We start from the raw sequence: 19843 nt of genomic DNA on the forward strand, positions 1-19843 counted from the left end.
AATGGATAGCAGCCCGGACGTTGGAGCCCAGGACCCGGCCGCAATCGCCGATATTGGGAGGGTCAGGGACTACAAGATCGCGGCCCACAGCGGCCTGTTATCGATCTCCGCAGCGGTGGTCGGGCTCCTCAGCTACGGCTGTACATTGCTGCTTGCCAATATGCTCAGCGCGGGCGAATACAGCCAGTTCGCCGCGGCACAAATGCTCTTGGGAATCGTCGGAATTGTCGCCTCCGCGTTAGTTCCACTGCCCCTGTCGCATATTGTGGCCACCCACGCCCAAGGTTCCACGGGCCGCCGGGAGGGTATTGCGTTTGCTTTCTTTGTCTCAGTCATTGCGGGGACTCTTTCGGCAATCCTGGCCAGCGGTGTGACGCTGGCTTTTGCGGGTCCTGCAATGGCTGGAGCTGTCGCCTTCGCCGCGATGTTGCTCTTTACCGTCGCCGCACCTGCTGGATGGTTGCAGGGAGAGCTCCATTTCATGCGGTACGCCGTCATATCCATCGGAGAGGTCGCCGTACGCTTCTTATTCAGTTTTTGTGTGGCCGTTTTCTCCTGGGGTGCCGTTGGGGGCATTCTCGGCTTCGCAGTCGGGGCGCTCGTTCTGTTCGCAATCCCGCTCGGGTTCTATCGGGATGTGAAATGGTCCCCCCAGGTCCTCCACCACAGGTGGCGGTGGACTGAGACCGGCGATATTGCTCTAACCTTGTGCGTCGTTTCCGTTCTGGTGGGGGCGGACGTCGTCATCGTGGCGTTCCTCGACAGAGGGTCACCGGCAACAGCTGGTTTCCAAGCGCTTTCAACTATCGCGAAGGGGCCCGTCTATGTTGCGGCCGGGACGGCGCTCGTTGCGTTTCCCCTCCTGCGCGCACCCCGGATTCCCGACAGCGAAGTGCTCCGATCAGCTTTGAGATCTTTTGTTCAACTGGCCGGAGTAGCTTTTGTAGTCATTTCAACCGCTCCGCACTCACTCGTAGGTATCATTTTCCCGGCACGCTACCACGACTCCCTCGACCTGCTGCCATGGCTGGGGCTAGCGGGCATCGGGTATGCCGCACTCACAGTGTTTGCCACGGTACTGCTGGCCCTCAAGGCTTACAGCCGTTGTAAATGGGGGCTCGTCGTCGCTTCTACTCTTATGACCGGGGGAATACTGCTTGGCTGGCAGCTTGCCGACGTCAGCGGCATAGCAGTAGGTTGCGCGATCGGCTCGGTACTGGCTGGATCGGTCCTTGCCACAATGATGTCGCCGTTCCTCCCGGTAGGGGAGGGGATGGCTGCCCTGAAGGGCGCAGTATTAATTGTCTCGATCGGTTCGGTTCTAGCCTTCGCGAGCCTCTGGCCGCTGCTGTGGTCCGTACTAGCCGCGGGTCTAGGCCTTGGCGTCCTCCTATATCAGCGCGGAAATATTTCCGGGCATCAGAGCCTCGTCTCCTATGGAAGACGCCTGGCTTCCTCATTTCAAGCCACCCGAGGCCCGGCGGGCTTCCCGACTCCACGCTTGACCGCCGGGTGGAAGACCGGTTCCTGGCTAGGGCCTGCAGCGTCTTCGAGGGCCAGCAGGGCAATAGATGCAAAGTGTGAGGGTGCGAGACGTGTGCCTGCTTTCGGGGTGGAACATCGGCCCACAATGTCCGCTGCCGTCATGCTTCGGCCAATGAACAAGACGACATCGCTCGCGCTCTTCTTAGCTATCGCGGGAGTTGCCTTTGCCATCCGGGGCGTAGGGCTGACCCGGTCCTTCGAGTTATGGGCTGATGAAATGCTTTATGCCAGCCTCGGGTTGTCTGTCAGCAACGGTCAGCTCCCTAATCTTCCGGATGGTCCCTTCTTTCTTCACCCCCAGGATTCTTCTTGTTGGAGGGTGCCGCTGATCGGGTGTTTGGGATCTCAGGGACTGCAATCGACGTGGTGATGGAGCTGCGGTGGCTTAACGCGGCGGCCGGCGCAATCTCAGTGGCGTTGGCATACTTTTTGGTCAGGAGGGTTGGCAGCGCAGCCACGGCATGGGGAGCCACGGTCGTTCTTGCCTTCGATCCCTTTGTCCTTCGTAACAATAGCCACCTCTTCCTAGAATCTTCCGGGATGGCCTGCGTACTTGCGGCGTTGCTTCTCGTAGTAATCCAGATTCAGGCGCCCCGCGGAAGGCATAGTGTCCCCTCGTTCGCCGCCGCCGGGCTGCTAATGGGGTACTCAGTTCTCACAAAAGATTTCTTCGCCCTCAGCACACTTTTGCCCGTGGGACTGGCTTTTCTTTGGAAGCGGACTCTCAGCCGCCGAGAAGCCCTGGTACTTGGTGCTGGAACCGTTATTCCGTACGCCTCGTATCTTGTAGTTCTCTGGGCCCAGGGGTTTTCTATGGATTGGATTGTCGCGAAAACGAGTGGAGCGCAGCGTCTGGTTGGCATGGATAAGAGCACGGGTTTCAACGCTGCGGGATCTCCCGACCTCATGTCGCGCCTGCTCGACCAGTTGCAGCACTTCGGCACGAGCTACGTCTTGTTAGGGCTTTGTCCACTTGCGGCGGCCTTTGCGTGCTTCTGTGCACGTCGTGAGCGGAGACTCACGGGACTGGTCGGGTTGGTACTCGGTCTCTACGGAGCCTATAGTGCGGCTTTTGGCACCTTTGAAGAGCAGTACGGCTACGGCGTCATCGTGACCTCTGTGCTGGTCGTCGCGGTCATGACGTCTGAATTCATGGAACGACACCCGCGGTACCGCCGCCCGGTCAATGCCTTTGGCATTGCTTTGCTCGTGGTTACATTCCTGCTGGGTATCCGGGCTGAAAGCATCACCGACAACGGCTACGCCACAGCGCTCGAATGGGTGCGGAGTCATCTCCCCTCCGATGCGAGGGTAAGCGTTACCAACAGCACTGGGGAACTTGCTTTCTCCGACGATCCACGTTTCGGTGTGTGGCCCTCGGCCCCATTGATGTACGCCAACGGCGTCCGCTACATGCTTACGCAGTCGCTTCCAACCAGCCAGGGCTACGGGTACGCCCAACCGGGGATGCTGCGGTGGCTGGCAAGCAATGCGACGCCGGTGTTCAGGACGGACGGGCCGACAAATGGTGCTACGACGATATGGATGATCAACCCGATCGCGCTCCAAAAAGCAGCCCAGGAAGGGATCGGAGCACCTGCCGGAACGTACGAGACCGAACGCTAGGGGGAAAAAATCCAATGCGAGGCCGTATGCATGACACTAAAGTGACAGCCCAACGTAGACCGTTTGGTGGGCCTGCGACGGGCAAGGTGCTAAGAATATTGCACTTGGGATTTGAGGACCCGCATATGCCCGGCGCCGGCGGCGGCTCTGTCCGAACGCACGAAATCAACAGGCGCCTGGCCGCGAGGGGACACGAGGTGACCGTCCTGACCACACGTTATCCGGGGTGGATTGTGCGGATTCAGGACGGCGTGCTCTACGTGCCTATCGGGTTCGGCAAGGGCGCATCACGTCTCACACGACTTCTCGGCTATGTCATCTGCCTGCCGGTCGAAACCTGGAAGCGTCGTCGGATGGCTGACCTCGTCGTGGAGGACTTCTTTGCGCCGTTCTCCACGGTGGCGTCACCCCTGTGGACGAGAATGCCGACCATTGGCGTTGTGCAGTGGCTGCACGCCGTCGAAAAATCAAAGCAGTATAAGCTGCCGTTTCACTTGATACAACGGGTCGGAGTTCGCCAGCACCAGCGCCTCATAGCCGTCTCGCAGGACACGGCGGACAACTTGCTGGAAATGAACCCCGGCGCTCGGGTTAGGGTCATTGGCAATGGCGTCGACCGTCAAGCCTTTGAGATTCCGCCCCGTCCGGGGAAAGACATCGTTTGTATCGGGCGCCTCGAATTCATCGGGAAAGGAATAGACCTGCTCCTGGCGGCATGGGCAGAGGCTGCCCCGTTCGTCGACGGGGACTTGGTGATAGCGGGGTCCGGACCAGACGCGGAAAAGTGCAGGCGTTTAGTAAAGGAATCCAGCGTGTCCCACCGCGTGCATTTCATCGGCTGGATCGCAGGCTCGGCCAAGTTTGAACTTCTTAACTCAGCGCGATTGGTCGTTGTTCCGTCGAGAATGGAAACGTTCGGCCTTGTGGTGCTCGAAGCTCTGGCGTGCAGCACCCCGGTGGTTGCCTTCGCGATCCCGTCGTTCAACGAAGTCTTACCGCACGGCTGCGGGTGGCTGGTTCGGCCGTTCGAAATTAAAGCCCTCGCCCGGGAGATTATCCAGAGGTACGGTGCGATTGAGGAATTAGCTGCAGCCGGGGCGGAGGGACGCAAATTCGCTGCCACTTTCGATTGGGATCGGCTGGCAGTGCTGCAAGAAGGGGAGTATCTCGCTACCGTCGCCGAGACGCCGGGGGCGTTGGCAGAGGTGGTGTGTATGCCTCGGCAGGAGCGGCAATTGTGACGGCGCCCGCGTCCCGGCGTGTTGCAGATTTGTTGGCGATCGATGGGCCTTGGCTATTCCTTTCCGCGCACCTCGACGACGCGGTGTTGTCCTGCGGCGGGCTCATGGCGTCAGTGTCGGGAACTCGCGATGTAGCGGTGGTGACAGTGTTTACGGAGTCGGGGGAGCCACCGCATACCCGCGCTGCCTCTTCGTTCCTGCGCCAGTGTTCAGCCCAGTCTGCCAGGGAGCTCTTCGAGGCCAGAAGGCAGGAGGATGCGGCCGCGCTCAGCGGCTTGGGGTTCGTAGTCTTCACCTTGGAGCCACAGACGCTCTATTCCGAAAGCGCGAGACGCCCACGGTGGTCTCCAATTACCTCGGGCGCAGGATACCTGAAGTGGTACACCGTTATCCCAGCTATCGGTTCGACATCGCTCGCGGACGTGTTTCCCGCGGCGACCGGCAGCTAATCTCGGAACTGGAAGGCACCGTGGCCCGCCTAGTTGATGAATTTCAAGTCCACCGTCTTTTCTGCCCAGTCGGGGTGGGCCTCCACGTCGACCACCTGATTACCCGTAGGCTCGGCGAAGCATTTTCGGATCGGGTTGTTTACTACTCCGACTTTCCCTATGACCAACAGCAGAGACCCGATAATCGTTTTCTTCAATCCCGGAAGCTCACCCCATGGGTGTGGCAGGACCGGATAGTCGAGAAGCAAGACCTGATCCGGAAGTACGCTACCCAGGTGGACGCCCTGTTCGCGCAGGGGCACATTCCTCTGGCACCAGAAACGTATTACCTTCCTGCCTGAGGAACCCTAGCAACGCTGAGTGGGTTGATCGACGCGGTTGGACCGCCCTTCCGCAACTTGGACCCCTCCGCTGCGGCACTCGGAATTGTCGGCGACAGTGATGCCGATCAATTCCCCATTGAACACTACGGACGGGCCGGCCACGTCTACGAAGTTGTTCTTGGTTATCGAAACCTGTCGGAGGGCCGCGGCACCGTCGTAGTGGCCGGTTTGGATCCCGTTCGGGGAGCCCCAAAACCGGTTCCCGGAGACCTTGAGGTCGTGAATTTCGTGGGTGCCCAGAGCCATCTGCATTCCCGACCCATGAGAGCCGCCCCGAACATCGTTGTCTCGAAATTCGACGTCGTAGACAGGCTCCCCGATGGTTTGCGCAACGAGGCCGTCGTCTCCGTCGTTACCCTGGCCTTGGTCTACCCGGTTCCCCACGACCAAGCCGGAGTGGGAATCGGTGATGTGGATCCCATCGAGCTGGTTGTACCTTCCCGAAGATCGCACAGCAGTGCGGTTGTTGAGTACGCAGAAATCCTTGCTTGCCACGACCGCGATTGAGTAGGTGAACGGGTTCCTCGTGGTGATGTCTTCCACCACTGCGTTGGTAGAGTGCCGTATATCGACCAGGTATTCGTTGAGGCGTCCAGGAACATTGCCATCCAATGCGTCGCCGCTCTGGTCCGCCATCAGGCGGGTAATAGTTATGTTGGAGGCACCATCGGTCGTGATTAGGGGTGACCGCCATAGGGGCCCTTGCTGTCGAGAAACGAGTGGGAAGCCTTCAGGACTGTTTCGTTGCCCTCGCCTCTCAGTTCCACGTTCGACCGCAGCACCAGCGGCCGGTCGATGTGCAGGGTGCCGCGGGGAAGTTTCACGATCGCGCCGCCCTCTTGCGCCGCGGCGTTGATCGCTTTCTGGATTTGAGTAGAGTCGTCGCCTGCCTCATCAGCACTTGGGCTTACCTCTACGCTCCGGCTGGCCTTGCTTCCGGAGACTTGACACGTGCTGTTCCTCGAAGCTGTCGTCAGCTGGCCGAGACCGAGTACCAAAGCGGTCATGGCAATTGCCAGAACAAAGATTCCTGCGCGCAAGAATTTGCGGCCCATTAGATTAGCATATCGGCAGTCGGCGTCGGTGTAACCGGGCGACGGTAATTCCATAGGCATCGCATTTCGGTGCAGGCGCTCGGATCTAGCTAGCTAGGCGGCGGCGCGGGCGCGCTTCCGGGTCACCGCATTCCTGCGGGCAGCCCGGAGCATGTCCGCCGTCAGCAGCAGTAGCGCCAGCCAGACGACGCCGAAGCCCACCCAGCGCTCCGGGGTCATCGCCTCCTTGAAGACGACCAGCGCCACGATGAACTGCAGCACGGGGGCGAAGTACTGCAGCAGGCCAATGGTGGTCATCGGCAGCCGCCGCGCGGAGGCGCCGAAGAAGAGCAGCGGCACGGCGGTGATCACGCCCGAGGCGGCGAGCAGCCAGAAGTGGCCGGAGCCGTTGCTGGTCAGGGTGGCCGCACCGGTGACCGCCAGGACTACCATCGCCACCGCGGCGATCGGGGCAAGGACGAACGTCTCCACGCTGAGGCTGGTGAGGGCGTCAACGCGCGGGCCCACCCGCTTCTTCACGAAGCCGTAGAGGCCGAAGCTGAAGGCCAGGGTCAGCGCGATCCAGGGCAGCTTGCCGTAGGAGTAGGTCAGGACGCCGACGGCGACGAAGCCCACGGCCACCGCCGCCCACTGCAGCGGCCGCAGCTTCTCCTTCAGGACGAAGACGCCCAGCAGCACCGAGACCAGCGGGTTGATGAAGTACCCCAGCGAGGTCTCCACGGCCTGGCCGGTGGTCACACCGTACGTGTAGGTCACCCAGTTCACCGCGATCAGTCCGGCCGCGAGGGCCAGGGTGCCGAACACGGTGCGGTTGCGGAAGGCGGCGCCGATGGCGGGCCACGCGCGGGACACGGTGATCAGCAGGGCACAGAACAGCAGCGACCAGACGACGCGGTTGGCGACGATCTCGACGGCGCCGGCCGGGTTCAGCACATAGAAGTAGAGCGGGAGCAGTCCCCACAGCCCGTATGCGCCGATGCCGAAGAGGATGCCCGTCGTCGTTTCCTTGTCAGCGGCCGTGCGCGTTGCCGGGGGCGTTGCCGCCGGGCCGGGACCGCTGCCGCGGGAGACGCCGTTCACTGCGGGGGAAGCATCTCCCGAGGGGGTCAGGGCGGTGGGAGCGGAGGATCCGTCGGAAGTAGGCACAGGAGACATAACATCACCTTCGCGGACCCTATTCCTCCCGCCGGGCCGTGCCCGGGAGCCGAAGCACTGCGACGTCCGTCACGCCCGCTCCCGTTTTCCGGGCCGGGAGCGGGCGCGGGCATCTAGAATGGAAGACTGCGCGCCGCATCGTGCCGGCGCATCCGCCAAGAGTCAGAAGGGTTCCCGGTGTCCAACTCGGCCGAATCACCGTCCAATCGTCCCCTCCGCGTCGCCATCATCGGCGCCGGACCGGCCGGCGTCTACGCCGCGGACATCCTGACCAAGTCGAACCAGGTCAAGGACGGGGACCTCGAGGTCAGCATCGACCTCTTCGAGGCCTACCCGGCGCCCTACGGCCTGATCCGCTACGGGGTGGCCCCGGACCACCCCGGATCAAGGGCATCGTCAACGCCCTGCACAAGGTCCTGGACCGCGGCGACATCCGCTTCTTCGGCAACGTCACCTACGGCCGCGACCTTACTCTCAGCGACTTCCGGGCCTTCTACGACGCCGTCATTTTCGCCACCGGTGCGATCAAGGACGCGGACCTGAACATCCCCGGCATCGACCTGGAGGGTTCCTTCGGCGGCGCGGACTTCGTCTCCTGGTACGACGGGCACCCGGATGTGCCGCGGGAGTGGCCGCTGGAGGCCAAGGAAATCGCGGTGATCGGCAACGGCAACGTGGCCCTGGACGTGGCCCGGATCCTGTCCAAGCACGCCGACGACCTGCTGGTCACCGAGATCCCCGAGAACGTCTACTCCGGGCTGAAGGCTTCCCCGTCACGGACGTGCACGTGTTCGGCCGGCGCGGCCCGGCGCAGGTGAAGTTCACCCCGCTGGAACTGCGCGAACTCTCGCACTCCAAGGATGTGGACATCGTCCTCTATGCGGAGGATTTCGAGTTTGATGAGGCCTCGGATGAGGCGATCCAGTCGAACAACCAGATCAAGACCATGGTGGGCACGCTGACGAACTGGATCGCCGAGCAGCCCGAGGACCTCTCCGAGCTCACGGCTTCCCGCCGGCTGCACCTGCACTTCCTGCACAGCCCGGTCGAGATCCACGACGACCCCGCCCACCCGGGCAAGGTCACCGGCATGACCTTCGAGCGCATGCAGCTCGACGGCACCGGCAACGCCAAGGGCACCGGCGAGTTCGTCGACTACCCGGTCCAGGCCGTATACCGCGCCATCGGCTACCACGGCTCGCCCCTGGCCGAACTGGAGTACGACGCCCGCCGCGGCGTCATCCCCAACGAGGGCGGCCGCGTGCTGGACACCGCCGGCAGCCCGGTCCCCGGGATCTACGCCACCGGCTGGATCAAGCGCGGCCCGGTGGGCCTGATTGGCCACACCAAGGGCGACGCCCTCGAGACCATCGGATTCCTGCTGGAGGACCGGCTCACGCTTCCCCCGGCGCAGAACCCGGACCCGCAGGCCATCATCGACCTCCTCAAGGAACGCGGCGTCGAATACACCACCTGGGAAGGCTGGAACAAGCTCGACGCCCACGAGAAGGAACTCGGCGCCGCCTGGACCGCCGCCCACCCGGCCGATGGAATCGAACGCGAACGCGTCAAGGTGGTTCCGCGCGAGGACATGATCCGGATCTCCCGCGACTGACGCCGCCTGAGGCGGTCCTGCGCCGACGACGCGCATCATGCCCGCCGCTCCCGGAATAACCGGGGCGGCGGGCATTTTCCGTGTCGCAGGCCCCGAACGACGTCGGTCCATCCTCTGGCGGGCGGCCTGCCGCGACCGTAGACTCGACGGGACGAGTTGCAGTGCATCGACGCCGATGCCGGCCAGGGGAGTTCAATGAGGAATCCGCTCCAGCAGCCAGCCCCGCACGGATCCTACGCCGGACCCGACCCGGAGCTGAGGCAGCGGTATGCCCGCGCCGGGCACGAACTCCTCGGCGCCTCAGGGGACACCGCCGCCCTCCCGGACGGCCCGGTCCCCGGCCTGCGCAGCCTGATCCAGGAATCGTGGCAGCGCTCCGCCCGGTCACACGCCAACCCGGACAACCCCGAGGCCCCGCTGGCCATGGACCGCGAGGAACTCGAGGAATACCGGCGGCAGCACCCGTTGGCCGCCATCATGCCGGTCATCCACAAGCTCCTCATCCTGCCCAGTCACGACAGCGGCATGCTCGTGGCGGTGGGAGACGAGGTAGGCAGGCTGCTCTGGGTGGAGGGCAGCCCGGTCCTGCAACGCCGGGCCGAGTCCATGATGTTTGTCCCCGGGGCGGACTGGTCCGAGGCCACCGTGGGCACCAGTGCGCCGGGGACCGCCCTGGCCCTGGGCCGCGGCATCCAGATTGCCGGCGCCGAACACTACAAGCGCTCCGTCCACCCGTGGAGCTGCACGGCCGTGCCGTTCCACGATCCGGACTCCGGCGCCCTGCTCGGCGTCGTCGACATCACCGGCACCGAGAACGCCGTCGCCCCGCACACCCTCTCCCTCGTCGAGGCGACCGTCGCCGCCGCCCAGGCGCACCTGCGGGTGGAACGCCTGCAGCGGGACGCAGCCCGGCTCACCACCCCCGCAGGTCGCCGCCGGACCGGCCCGGCGGCCGGCGGATCCGCCGCGGGCGCCGCCGGGCGGCGCACCGAAAACGCCGGCGGCACTCTCTACCGCAACGGGCTGCAGCTGCTGGGCCGGGACCAGGCCGTGCTCACCCTCGACGGCCGGACCGTCACCCTCTCGGCCCGGCACAGCGAGATCCTGGCGCTGCTCAGCTCCCACCCGGAAGGCCTCAGCGCCGAGCGGCTCACCGCCCTGCTCTACCCGGGGGACGGCTCCACCACCACGCTGCGGGCCGAGATGGTGCGGCTCCGGAAAGTCCTCCAGCAACTCAACCCCGACGCCGTGCCCGACTCGCGGCCATACCGCCTGCCGGTGGACCTGGTCCCGGACACCGGGCAGGTACTCGGCTGCCTGCAGCGCGGAGCGCACCGGATCGCGCTGGAACTCTACCGCGGCGCCGTCCTGCCCGGCTCGGAGGCGCCCGGCGTCGTCGAGCTGCGCGGCCGGGTCGCGACACTGCTGCGCGAGGCCGTCCTCACCGACGGCAGCGCCGACGCCCTCCTGAAGTACGCCGCCCTGCCCGAGGCGCGGGACGACGTCGAGGTCCGTGCCGCGGCCCTTCGCCTGCTCCCGGCGCGTTCGCCGCGCCGGGCCGCCGTCGTCACCGAACTCGAACGGCTGGAAGCCGAACTCAGCGCCTGACCGGCCCGCGGACCCCGCGGCAGGGGCCGCCACTGGGCCCGCTGCGCGGAACGTGACCCGGGTCACGCCGATGCAACCTGGCTGCAACCTTCCCGCTCCTACGCTGGGTGCAGCGGCGGCCGGTGATGTCCCGGCCGCGTCCGCCACCGACCTTGCACAGCAAAGGAGCTAGCAATGACTGTTTACGCACAACCCGGTACCGACGGTTCGAAGGTCCAGTTCAAGGACCGCTACGAGAACTGGATCGGCGGGGAGTGGGTGGCCCCGGTCAAGGGCCAGTACTTCGAGAACATCACCCCGGTGACCGGCAAGGCCTTCTGCGAGGTGGCCCGCGGCACCGCCGAAGACATCGAGCTCGCCCTGGACGCCGCGCACAAGGCGGCACCCTCCTGGGGCAAGACCTCCGTCGCCGAACGCGCCGCCATCCTGAACAAGATCGCGGACCGGATCGATGAGAACACCGAGCTGCTGGCCGTCGCCGAAACCTGGGACAACGGCAAGCCGATCCGCGAAACCCTCAACGCGGACATCCCTCTCGCGGCCGACCACTTCCGCTACTTCGCCTCCGCCGTCCGCGCCCAGGAGGGCCGGCTCTCCCAGCTCGACGACGACACCACCGCTTACCACTTCCACGAACCGCTCGGCGTCGTCGGCCAGATCATCCCCTGGAACTTCCCGATCCTGATGGCCGTCTGGAAGCTGGCCCCCGCCCTCGCCGCCGGCAACGCCGTCGTCCTCAAGCCCGCAGAGCAGACCCCCTCCTCGATCCTGGTCCTGATGGAACTGATCAGCGATCTGCTCCCGGCCGGCGTGGTCAACGTGGTCAACGGCTTCGGCGTCGAGGCCGGCAAGCCGCTCGCCTCCAGCCCGCGGATCCGCAAGATCGCCTTCACCGGCGAGACCACCACGGGCCGGCTGATCAGCCAGTACGCCTCCGCGAACCTCATTCCGGTCACCCTGGAGCTCGGCGGCAAGAGCCCCAACATCTTCTTCAACGACGTCGCCGACAGCAACGACGCGTTCTACGACAAGGCCCTGGAGGGTTTCACGCTCTTCGCGTTCAACCAGGGCGAGGTCTGCACCTGTCCCTCCCGCGCCCTGGTGCAGGAAGGCATCTACGACTCGTTCATGGCCGACGCCCTGGCCCGGACCCAGAAGATCATCCAGGGCAACCCGCTGGACACCGACACCCAGCTGGGCGCCCAAGCCTCCAACGACCAGCTGGAGAAGATCCTCTCCTACATCGACATCGGAAAGCAGGAGGGCGCCAAGGCCCTCACCGGCGGCGCCCGCGCGGAGCTCGACGGCGACCTGGCCGGCGGCTACTACGTCCAGCCGACCATCTTCGAGGGCCACAACAAGATGCGCATCTTCCAGGAGGAGATCTTCGGCCCGGTGGTCTCGGTGACCCGTTTCAGTGACTACAACGACGCCATGGGGATCGCCAACGACACCCTCTACGGCCTCGGCGCCGGCGTCTGGTCCCGCAACGGCAACGTCGCCTACCGTGCCGGCCGCGAGATCCAGGCCGGCCGGGTCTGGGTGAACAACTACCACGCCTACCCGGCGGGGGCGGCGTTCGGCGGCTACAAGTCCTCCGGCATCGGCCGCGAGAACCACGCCATGATGCTCGACCACTACCAGCAGACCAAGAACCTGCTGGTCAGCTACAACGAGAACAAGCTGGGCTTCTTCTAAGCCGCGGCAGCGGCGGGCCGGCCCCCACCCGGGACCGGCCCGCCGCCTCCCCGTTCACCCCTCCCACACCCCAGGAGTCCGCCATGACCCAGCCCGTGCTCGACGCGGCATCCACCCTCCCCGGCGAGGACTTCTCCAGGGTGGCCCTCACCCCCGCAGCCGTGGAGCTGCTGCGCAAGCTCTGGGACCAGCACGGACCGCTGATGTTCCACCAGTCCGGCGGCTGCTGCGACGGCTCCTCGCCCATGTGCTACCCGGCGGGGAGTTCATCACCGGCGGCTCCGACGTGCTGCTGGGACGCTTCGACATCGCCGCGGACACCGGCGCCGGACCATCCCAGCCGATCGAGTTCTGGATGTCCCGCGAGCAGTTCAACTACTGGAGCCACACCCACCTCACGGTGGACGTCGTGCCCGGCCGGGGGAGCGGCTTCTCGGTCGAGGCACCCGAGGGAAAGCGCTTCCTGATCCGCTCCACGCTGATGGACTGGCCGGTTTAAGACCTCACCAGCGTCTCACCATGTGGGATTAAAGCGGCCGTCCAGTGGATGGACACTACTATTAATAGGTCCGTTTTCCCCTGCTATAGAGACCGTGGACCTTCCTATGAACCTTTTCCGGACCAAGTCCGTCGAGCAGTCGATGGCCGACGCCGAAGAGCCCGGCCGCAAGCTCAAGCGCTCGCTCAGCACCTGGGACCTGATGATCATGGGCGTCGCCGTCGCCGTCGGCGCCGGGATCTTCTCGGTCGGCGCCAAGGCCGCCGCCAACTTCGCCGGCCCCGCCGTCACCATCTCCTTCGCCATCGCAGCCGTCACCTGTGCCCTGGCCATCATGTGCTACGCCGAGTTCGCCACCGCCATCCCCGTGGCCGGCTCCGCCTACGTCTTCACCTATGCCACCATGGGCGAGGTGCTGGCCTGGATCATCGGCTGGAACCTGATCCTGGAACTGTTCACCGCCGGCGCCGTGATCGCCAAGTACTGGGGGATCTACCTCAGCAAGGTCTTTGCGCTGATGGGGCTCGACGTCCCGCCGTCCATCTCCCTCGGCGGGATCGACCTCTACTGGGGCGCCTTCCTGATCGTGGCCATCTTCACCGTGCTGCTGGTGCTGGGGACAAAGCTGTCCGCCCGCGTCGGCAACGTCTTCACGTTGATCAAGATCGCCGTCGTCCTCTTCGTCATCGTCGTCGGCTTCACCTACGTGAAGTTTGAGAACTACAGCCCGTTCGTCCCGGCCTCCCAGCCCACCGGCGGCACCGGCACCACCGACGTGCTCAAGCAGTCCTTCTTCGGCTTCCTCACCGGTGCGGCCCCCGCCCAGTACGGCACCCTCGGCATCTTCGCCGGTGCCGCGCTGGTCTTCTTCGCCTTCATTGGCTTCGACGTCGTCGCCACCTCCGCCGAGGAGGTCAAGAACCCGCAGAAGACCCTGCCGCGCGGCATCTTCGGCGGTCTCGCGATCGTCACCGTGCTCTACATCCTGGTTTCGCTCGCGCTGACCGGCATGGTCCCCTACAGCAAGCTCGCGGAGGCGGAGAGCCCCACGCTCACCACCGCCTTCGAGGCCGTGGGCAACAACGACGCCGCCAAGGTGATCGCCTTCGGCTCGCTGGTGGGCCTGACCACGGTGATCATGGTGCTGCTCATGGGCCTCTCCCGCGTGGTCCTTGCGATGAGCCGCGACGGCCTGCTGCCGCGCTCCCTGTCCAAGACCAGCACCATCCGCGCCACCCCGGCCCGGCTGCAGATCATCTGCGGTGCCGCCGTGGCCCTGGTGGCCGGCCTGACCAAGGTGGACCTGCTGGAGGAAATGATCAACATCGGTACACTGTCCGCCTTCGTGATGGTCAGCCTGGGCATCCTGGTCCTGCGCAAGAAGCGGCCGGCCGTTCGGCAAGGTTGTTCCGGTGGTCTCCGCCGTGCTCTGCCTCTATCTGATGACCAACCTGGCCGTGGAGACCTGGATCTTCTTCGCCCTCTGGCTCGTGGTGGGCATCATCATCTACTTCTCCTACGGCCGCCGGCACTCCCGGCTGAACGAGAAGTTCGCCGAGGCGCGGGCGTCCGTCAGCGGCCCGGCCGCTGCCGGCACCGGCGAACCCTCCACTGATAAACCCGGCACCGTCGCCTCCGAGGAAGTCTCCCGCCCCTAGCGGGCAGCCTCCAGCAGCACCGCACAGCGGGGTCATTCCGTCCCGTCCGGCACCGCCGGACCGGACCGGAGTGGCCCCGCTTTGCTGTGCCCGGACGCCTGTCTCAGAGCCGTAACAATGCCCCGAATGTGGTTGACCTCACAGTAGCCTTAGACCAGACTTGATATTTGAACGTTTGTTCGAAAAGCGAACATTGGCGGTGGTTGGGGGCGAGTCACTCCCGGGCCGCAGTGCACAAAGGAGTGAACATGTTACGTCGTACCTTCTCCCTGCTGGCGGCCGCGTCCGTCCTGGCCCTTACGGCCTGCGGCAGCGGATCGCCCAGCTCGACGGGCGGCACCGCCCAGGGCGGGGCCGCCGGCGGGGAGACCTGACCAAGGTCAGCGTCGGCGTCATTCCGATCGTCGACTGCGCGCCGGTCTACCTGGGCAACAAGCTGGGCTTCTTCAAGGACGAGGGACTCCAGTTGGACATCCAGACCGCCACCGGCGGCGCCGCGATCGTCCCCGGCGTCGTCAGCGGCAGCTTCGACTTCGCCTTCTCCAACCTGATCTCCGTGATGGTCGCCAAGGACAAGGGCCTCGACCTGAAGTTCGTCGCCAACGGCGCCTCCACCACCGGTGAGAAGGGCAAGGACGTCGGCGGCGTCGTCGTTCCGGCCGGTTCCCCGATCAAGTCCGCCAAGGACCTGGCCGGCAAGACCGTCTCCGTGAACAACCTCTCCAACATCGGCGACACCAGCATCAAGTCCGCGATCGAGAAGGACGGCGGCGACCCCTCCTCCGTGAAGTTTGTCGAGGTGGCCTTCCCGGACGCGCCGGCAGCCATCGCCAACAAGCAGGTCGACGCCGCCTGGATCCTCGAACCCTTCATGTCCAAGGCCCTGGCCGACGGCGGCACGGTGGTGTCCTGGAACTTCGTGGACGTCAGCCCCAAGCTGGACATCGCCGGGTACTTCACCAAGGCCGACACCATCAAGAACAAGCCGGAGCTGACCCAGAAGTTCACCCGGGCCATGAACAAGTCCCTCGAGTACGCCCAGGCCCACCCGCAGGAAGTCCGTGACATCGTGGGCACCTACACCAAGATCGACGAGGCCGCCCGCTCCAAGATGACCCTCACGCACTGGACGGTCAACTTCGACAAGGACGCCTTCAAGACCCTGGGCGACGCCGCCGCCAAGTACGGCACCCTCTCCAAGGCCCCGAACGCGGGCGACCTGCTGCCGTGAGCGCCGACGCCCTCGCCACCGGCGGCCGCTCGACCCGTGCGGGACGCGGCCGCCGCACGGGCAAACGCGCCTTCCCCGGCCAGCGGCTGCTGGGCCTGGCCGGGATCCTCGGCTTCCTGGCCACCTGGGAACTGATTCCGCGGCTCGGCCTGATCGACACCAAGTACCTGCCGCCGGCCAGCGAGGTGGTGATGGCACTGGTCCGCGACCTGGGCCTCACCGCGTTCTGGGTTTCGGTGGGGGAGACCATGAAGGCCTGGTTCCTGGGACTGGTCCTCGCGATCGTCCTCGCCGTCGTGCTGGGCTTCGTGATCGGGTCCAGCACCTTCCTCCGCCGGGCCACCAACTCCACGGTGGAGTTCCTGCGGCCCATCCCGTCGGTGGCGCTGATTCCGCTGGCCGTGCTGCTGTTCGGCGTGAAGCTGGAATCCTCGCTGATGCTGATCACCTACGCCGCCTTCTGGCAGGTCCTGATCCAGGTGCTCTACGGCGTGGCCGACGTCGACATGGTCGCCAACAACACGGCCAAGACCTACGGGCTCGGGCCGCTGGCCCGGATCCGCTACGTCGTCTTCCCGACGGCGCTGCCCTACCTGATGACCGGCGTGCGGCTGGCGGCCACCGTGGCACTGGTCCTCGCCATCACGGCCGAGCTCGTGATCGGTTCCCCGGGCCTGGGCCGGGAGATCGCGCTGGCGCAGTCCGGCGGCGCCATCTCCGGGATGTACGCCCTGGTGCTGGCCACCGGCCTGATCGGCGTCGTGATCAACGCCCTGATGCGGCTGATCGAGAAGAAGACGCTGTCCTGGCACTCCTCCGTCCGCTCCGAGGTGATTGTATGAAGGCCCTGAAAACCCTGGGCTACGTGCTGGCGCTGCCGGTGCTGCTCGTCCTGCTCTGGTGGGCCTCCACCCTGGGCGCGGTGAACTTCTTCGTGCCGACGCCGGCGGCGCTGGTGCAGAAGTTCGCCCAGACCTGGTTCGGCCCGCGGTTCTTCTCCGACGTGCTGCCGAGCATTGGCAGGCTCCTGGTGGGCGTCGTCGCGGCGATCGCGATCGGCGTCGTCGGCGGCGTGGTGATCGGCTCCGTCCGGTGGCTGCGCGCCCTGCTGGAACCCACCCTGGAGTTCTTCCGGGCCATCCCGCCGCCGGTGCTGGTCCCGGTCCTGATGCTGCTGATGGGCATCACCGACTCCATGAAAATCGCGGTGATCATCTCCGGCTGCGTCTGGCCGGTGCTGCTGAACACCATCGAGGGCGTCCGCGCCGTCGACGGTGTCCTCTCCGACTCGGCCCACACCTACGGAATCTCCGGCTGGGCCCGGGTCCGGTACCTGGTGCTGCCCTCGGCCAGCCCGCAGATCCTGGCCGGCGTCCGCCAGTCGCTCTCGCTCGGGCTGATCCTGATGGTCATCTCCGAAATGTTCGCCTCGTCCTCCGGGCTTGGCTTCACCATCGTGCAGTTCCAGCGTTCTTTCGCCATCCCGGAAATGTGGTCCGGCATCGTGGTGCTGGGGCTGCTGGGCGTGACGATGTCGTTCATCTTCCAGTGGGCCGAGCGGAACATCCTGCGCTGGTACCACGGCCAGAAAGAGGTAGAAAATGCAGCCTGACACCACACCCGAGGCCGGGACCATCCGGCCGGAGGCCATGCTCTCGGTCCGCGGACTGAAGAAGGTCTACCAGACCGACGGCGGCGACATCGAGGCCGTCCGCAACCTCACGTTCGACCTGCGCGCCGGGGAACTGGCGTGCCTGGTGGGCCCCTCGGGCTCGGGCAAGACCACCCTGCTCAAGTGCATCTCGGGCCTGATGGCGCCCACCGAGGGAGAGGTCCTGCTCGACGGCAAGCGCGTCTCCGGTCCGCCGAAGAAGATGGCGGTGGTCTTCCAGGAGTACGGCCGCTCCCTCTTTCCCTGGATGCGGGTCCGGGACAACGTGGCGCTGCCGCTGAAGAACCAGGGCGTGCCGAAGGCCGAACGCGACCGGCTGGTGGACGAGGCGCTGGAGGCTGTGGGCCTGTCCCACGTGCCGCGCTCCTACCCCTGGCAGCTCTCCGGCGGCATGCAGCAGCGTGTGGCGATCGCCCGGGCCATCGCCTACCAGCCTGAGGTGCTGCTGATGGACGAGCCGTTCGCAGCGGTGGACGCCCAGACCCGCGCCGACCTGGAAGACCTGATCCGGACGATCTGGAAGAAGTTCGGTGTGACCGTCCTCTTCGTCACCCACGACATCGACGAATCGGTCTACCTGGGCGAACGGGTCATCATCCTCTCCAGCTCGCCCACGGTGGTCCAGGAGGACATCCGGATCGACCTGCCGGTGGAGCGGGACCAGCTGGAGACCCGGTCCCTGCCGCGGTTCACCGAGCTCCGGCACCACGTGTACGAGCAGATCCAGCTGGCCAAGAAGGGCCACCGCCCGGCCGCGGCGGAGCCCGCGCCGGCCGGCGGCGCGGCCAAAACCGCCTGACTGGCCTGCCTGACACGGCCGGCACGACACTGCCCGCACACAGCAGCGCCCCGCCGCGGAAGTTCCGCGGCGGGGCGCTGCTGTGTCCGTAGGGACGCTTAGGCCATCTTGTTGGCGGCCTCGGCGTCGGACGGGTTGGCGGCACCGAGGTTGGAGCGCAGCTTGGCGCCGAGTTCGGCGTCGACGTTGGTCCAGTACTGGATGGCGCGTTCCTTGATGTCGGCGTTCTTCACGCCGCCCACGGCGGCGGTGATGGTCTCCAGGAACCGGGCCTTGGCGGCGTCGTCGTAGACCTCGCGGTACATCGTGCCGGCCTGGCCGAAGTCGTCATCCTCGGCGTGCAGGGAGTGCGCGGAGAGGGTGAGCGCGCCGTCGTTCTCCCAGCCGCCGGCCGGGTTCTGCGGCTCGACGGCGGCGGGGCCGCCCAAGGAGTTCGGTGCGTAGACCGGAACGGTCGGGGCGTTGAAGTGGTAGCGGGCCGCGCCGTCCTGGCTGTAGTTGTTCACCTCGTTCTTCGGGGCGTTGACCGGCAGCTGGGCGTGGTTGGTGCCCACGCGGTAGCGGTGCGCGTCCGCGTAGGAGAAGATGCGGGCCTGCAGCATCTTGTCCGGGGAGGCAGCGATGCCCGGCACGAAGTTCGACGGCGCGAAGGTGGCCTGCTCGATCTGCGCGAAGTAGTTCTCCGGGTTCTTGTTCAGCTCCATGGTGCCGACCTTGATCAGCGGGTAGTCGCTGTGCGGCCACACCTTGGTCAGGTCGAACGGGTTGAAGCGGTAGGTCTTCGCGTCCTCGTAGGGCATGACCTGGACGTGCAGGTCCCAGGCGGGGAAGTTCCCGGCGTCGATGTTTTCGCGCAGGTCGCGGATGTAGAAGTCCGCGTCGTTGCCGGCCAGTTCCGCCGCCTCGTCGTTGGTCAGGGACTTGACGCCCTGGTTGGACTTGAAGTGGTACTTGACCCAGAAGCGCTCGCCCTCGGCGTTGATCCACTGGTAGGTGTGCGAGCCGTAGCCCTGCATCTCGCGCCAGGTGGCGGGCAGGCCGCGGTCACCCATCAGCCAGGTGACCTGGTGGGCGGACTCGGGGGAGAGGGTCCAGAAGTCCCACTGCATGTCGGCGTCGCGCAGGTGCGAGCCCGGCAGGCGCTTCTGGGAGTGGATAAAGTCCGGGAACTTGATGCCGTCGCGGATGAAGAACACCGGGGTGTTGTTGCCCACGAGGTCGTAGTTGCCCTCGGAGGTGTAGAACTTAATCGCGAAGCCGCGCGGGTCGCGCAGGGTGTCGGCCGAGCCGGCCTCGCCCGCGACGGAGGAGAAGCGGATCAGCATGTCCGTCTCGGTGCCCGGCTGGAAGAGGGCTGCCTTGGTGTACTTCGAGACATCCTCGGTGGTCTTGAACGTGCCGAAGGCACCGCCGCCCTTGGCGTGCACGACGCGCTCCGGAACCCGCTCGCGGTTGAACTGGGCGAGCTTTTCGATCAGGTAGTGATCGGTCAGGATGATGGCGCCGTCGGCACCGACGGACTGCGAGTGTGCGTCCGACGTGACCGGCGCTCCGGACTGGGTCGTGGACACGGGCACAGAAATGTTCTGAGTCATCGTTCTCCTCAATT

The 19843-nt window shown here is 65.5% G+C and carries 16 protein-coding genes and 4 pseudogenes; 16 read left to right on the top strand and 4 right to left on the bottom strand.

Annotated elements, in window-relative coordinates; all coding sequences use genetic code 11:
• The first annotated feature begins 1 nt into the window (after nucleotide 1).
• From ACRQ5B_RS09400 to ACRQ5B_RS09425, 6 genes and pseudogenes are all read left to right on the top strand, one after another.
• A complete protein-coding gene (locus ACRQ5B_RS09400) occupies nucleotides 2-1915 on the top strand; it encodes a lipopolysaccharide biosynthesis protein (RefSeq protein ID WP_432393461.1) in 1914 nt (637 codons plus the stop codon).
• Nucleotides 1915-2298 (top strand): annotated as a pseudogene (locus tag ACRQ5B_RS09405) (phospholipid carrier-dependent glycosyltransferase); the annotation flags it as partial. The gene ACRQ5B_RS09400 and the pseudogene ACRQ5B_RS09405, both read left to right, overlap by 1 nt.
• A 60-nt stretch (nucleotides 2299-2358) precedes the next feature.
• Entirely contained in the window at nucleotides 2359-3171 is an 813-nt protein-coding gene (locus ACRQ5B_RS09410; RefSeq protein ID WP_432398800.1) for a hypothetical protein, read from the top strand.
• Between the two features lie 125 nt (nucleotides 3172-3296).
• A complete protein-coding gene (locus tag ACRQ5B_RS09415) occupies nucleotides 3297-4412 on the top strand; it encodes a glycosyltransferase family 4 protein (protein WP_432398732.1) in 1116 nt (371 codons plus the stop codon).
• 104 nt (nucleotides 4413-4516) lie between these two features.
• Nucleotides 4517-4861, top strand: coding sequence for a hypothetical protein (locus ACRQ5B_RS09420; RefSeq protein ID WP_432398733.1), 345 nt, complete (start codon nucleotides 4517-4519; stop codon nucleotides 4859-4861).
• Nucleotides 4753-5202 carry a hypothetical protein gene (locus ACRQ5B_RS09425; protein ID WP_432398801.1) on the top strand — a complete coding sequence of 150 codons (450 nt, stop codon included), beginning with the start codon at nucleotides 4753-4755 and terminating at the stop codon, nucleotides 5200-5202. The genes ACRQ5B_RS09420 and ACRQ5B_RS09425 overlap by 109 nt, the downstream gene beginning before the upstream one ends.
• Before the next feature lie 6 nt (nucleotides 5203-5208).
• On the opposite strand, the gene ACRQ5B_RS09430 is transcribed toward ACRQ5B_RS09425, so the two are convergent.
• The 3 genes from ACRQ5B_RS09430 to rarD form a co-directional block, all read right to left on the bottom strand.
• Nucleotides 5209-5880: a right-handed parallel beta-helix repeat-containing protein gene (locus ACRQ5B_RS09430; protein WP_432393463.1), complete on the bottom strand. Its 672-nt coding sequence runs from the start codon at nucleotides 5878-5880 to the stop codon at nucleotides 5209-5211.
• A gap of 41 nt (nucleotides 5881-5921) precedes the next feature.
• Entirely contained in the window at nucleotides 5922-6299 is a 378-nt protein-coding gene (locus ACRQ5B_RS09435; RefSeq protein WP_432393465.1) for a glycosyl hydrolase family 28-related protein, read from the bottom strand.
• 93 nt (nucleotides 6300-6392) lie between these two features.
• Nucleotides 6393-7454 (bottom strand): EamA family transporter RarD, encoded by a 1062-nt coding sequence (gene rarD, locus ACRQ5B_RS09440; RefSeq protein WP_432393467.1) that lies wholly within the window; start codon nucleotides 7452-7454, stop codon nucleotides 6393-6395.
• Between the two features lie 177 nt (nucleotides 7455-7631).
• Between rarD and ACRQ5B_RS09445 the strand changes: the two are divergent.
• From ACRQ5B_RS09445 to ACRQ5B_RS09490, 10 genes and pseudogenes are all read left to right on the top strand, one after another.
• Nucleotides 7632-9069, top strand: a pseudogene (locus ACRQ5B_RS09445) (FAD-dependent oxidoreductase).
• 195 nt (nucleotides 9070-9264) lie between these two features.
• Nucleotides 9265-10677, top strand: coding sequence for a GAF domain-containing protein (locus ACRQ5B_RS09450; protein ID WP_432393469.1), 1413 nt, complete (start codon nucleotides 9265-9267; stop codon nucleotides 10675-10677).
• Between the two features lie 174 nt (nucleotides 10678-10851).
• The gene (gene exaC, locus ACRQ5B_RS09455; protein WP_290256025.1) at nucleotides 10852-12375 is read left to right on the top strand and encodes an acetaldehyde dehydrogenase ExaC; all 1524 of its coding nucleotides are present in this window, start codon (nucleotides 10852-10854) and stop codon (nucleotides 12373-12375) included.
• Between the two features lie 83 nt (nucleotides 12376-12458).
• Nucleotides 12459-12874 (top strand): annotated as a pseudogene (locus ACRQ5B_RS09460) (DUF779 domain-containing protein).
• A 106-nt stretch (nucleotides 12875-12980) separates the two neighbouring features.
• A pseudogene (locus ACRQ5B_RS09465) lies at nucleotides 12981-14532 on the top strand (amino acid permease).
• Between the two features lie 248 nt (nucleotides 14533-14780).
• Complete coding sequence (locus ACRQ5B_RS09470; protein ID WP_432398802.1) at nucleotides 14781-14906, top strand: hypothetical protein; 126 nt, start codon at nucleotides 14781-14783, stop codon at nucleotides 14904-14906.
• 50 nt (nucleotides 14907-14956) lie between these two features.
• Entirely contained in the window at nucleotides 14957-15763 is an 807-nt protein-coding gene (locus ACRQ5B_RS09475) for an ABC transporter substrate-binding protein (protein WP_432398734.1), read from the top strand.
• On the top strand, nucleotides 15760-16605 hold the full coding sequence (locus ACRQ5B_RS09480; RefSeq protein ID WP_432393471.1) for an ABC transporter permease: 846 nt from the start codon (nucleotides 15760-15762) through the stop codon (nucleotides 16603-16605). The genes ACRQ5B_RS09475 and ACRQ5B_RS09480 overlap by 4 nt, the downstream gene beginning before the upstream one ends.
• On the top strand, nucleotides 16602-17375 hold the full coding sequence (locus ACRQ5B_RS09485) for an ABC transporter permease (RefSeq protein ID WP_290256021.1): 774 nt from the start codon (nucleotides 16602-16604) through the stop codon (nucleotides 17373-17375). Before ACRQ5B_RS09480 ends, ACRQ5B_RS09485 begins: the two co-directional genes overlap by 4 nt.
• Nucleotides 17365-18234 carry an ABC transporter ATP-binding protein gene (locus ACRQ5B_RS09490; RefSeq protein WP_432393474.1) on the top strand — a complete coding sequence of 290 codons (870 nt, stop codon included), beginning with the start codon at nucleotides 17365-17367 and terminating at the stop codon, nucleotides 18232-18234. The genes ACRQ5B_RS09485 and ACRQ5B_RS09490 overlap by 11 nt, the downstream gene beginning before the upstream one ends.
• 98 nt (nucleotides 18235-18332) lie before the next feature.
• On the opposite strand, the gene ACRQ5B_RS09495 is transcribed toward ACRQ5B_RS09490, so the two are convergent.
• Nucleotides 18333-19829, bottom strand: a complete 1497-nt coding sequence (locus ACRQ5B_RS09495; protein WP_432393475.1) for a catalase — start codon at nucleotides 19827-19829, stop codon at nucleotides 18333-18335.
• Nucleotides 19830-19843: the final 14 nt, after the last annotated feature.

The organism is Pseudarthrobacter sp. L19, from assembly GCF_050859435.1.
Taxonomy (GTDB): domain Bacteria; phylum Actinomycetota; class Actinomycetes; order Actinomycetales; family Micrococcaceae; genus Arthrobacter.

Coding starts and splice junctions, on each gene's coding strand:
- ACRQ5B_RS09490 (WP_432393474.1), top strand. CDS start 17,365: ATGCAGCCTGACACCACACCCGAGGCCGGGACCATCCGGCCGGAGGCC.
- ACRQ5B_RS09495 (WP_432393475.1), bottom strand. CDS start 19,829: ATGACTCAGAACATTTCTGTGCCCGTGTCCACGACCCAGTCCGGAGCG.
- ACRQ5B_RS09485 (WP_290256021.1), top strand. CDS start 16,602: ATGAAGGCCCTGAAAACCCTGGGCTACGTGCTGGCGCTGCCGGTGCTG.
- ACRQ5B_RS09430 (WP_432393463.1), bottom strand. CDS start 5,880: ATGGCGGACCAGAGCGGCGACGCATTGGATGGCAATGTTCCTGGACGC.
- ACRQ5B_RS09435 (WP_432393465.1), bottom strand. CDS start 6,299: ATGGGCCGCAAATTCTTGCGCGCAGGAATCTTTGTTCTGGCAATTGCC.
- ACRQ5B_RS09400 (WP_432393461.1), top strand. CDS start 2: ATGGATAGCAGCCCGGACGTTGGAGCCCAGGACCCGGCCGCAATCGCC.
- ACRQ5B_RS09470 (WP_432398802.1), top strand. CDS start 14,781: ATGTTACGTCGTACCTTCTCCCTGCTGGCGGCCGCGTCCGTCCTGGCC.
- ACRQ5B_RS09415 (WP_432398732.1), top strand. CDS start 3,297: ATGCCCGGCGCCGGCGGCGGCTCTGTCCGAACGCACGAAATCAACAGG.
- ACRQ5B_RS09410 (WP_432398800.1), top strand. CDS start 2,359: ATGGATTGGATTGTCGCGAAAACGAGTGGAGCGCAGCGTCTGGTTGGC.
- exaC (WP_290256025.1), top strand. CDS start 10,852: ATGACTGTTTACGCACAACCCGGTACCGACGGTTCGAAGGTCCAGTTC.
- ACRQ5B_RS09420 (WP_432398733.1), top strand. CDS start 4,517: ATGGCGTCAGTGTCGGGAACTCGCGATGTAGCGGTGGTGACAGTGTTT.
- rarD (WP_432393467.1), bottom strand. CDS start 7,454: ATGTCTCCTGTGCCTACTTCCGACGGATCCTCCGCTCCCACCGCCCTG.
- ACRQ5B_RS09450 (WP_432393469.1), top strand. CDS start 9,265: ATGAGGAATCCGCTCCAGCAGCCAGCCCCGCACGGATCCTACGCCGGA.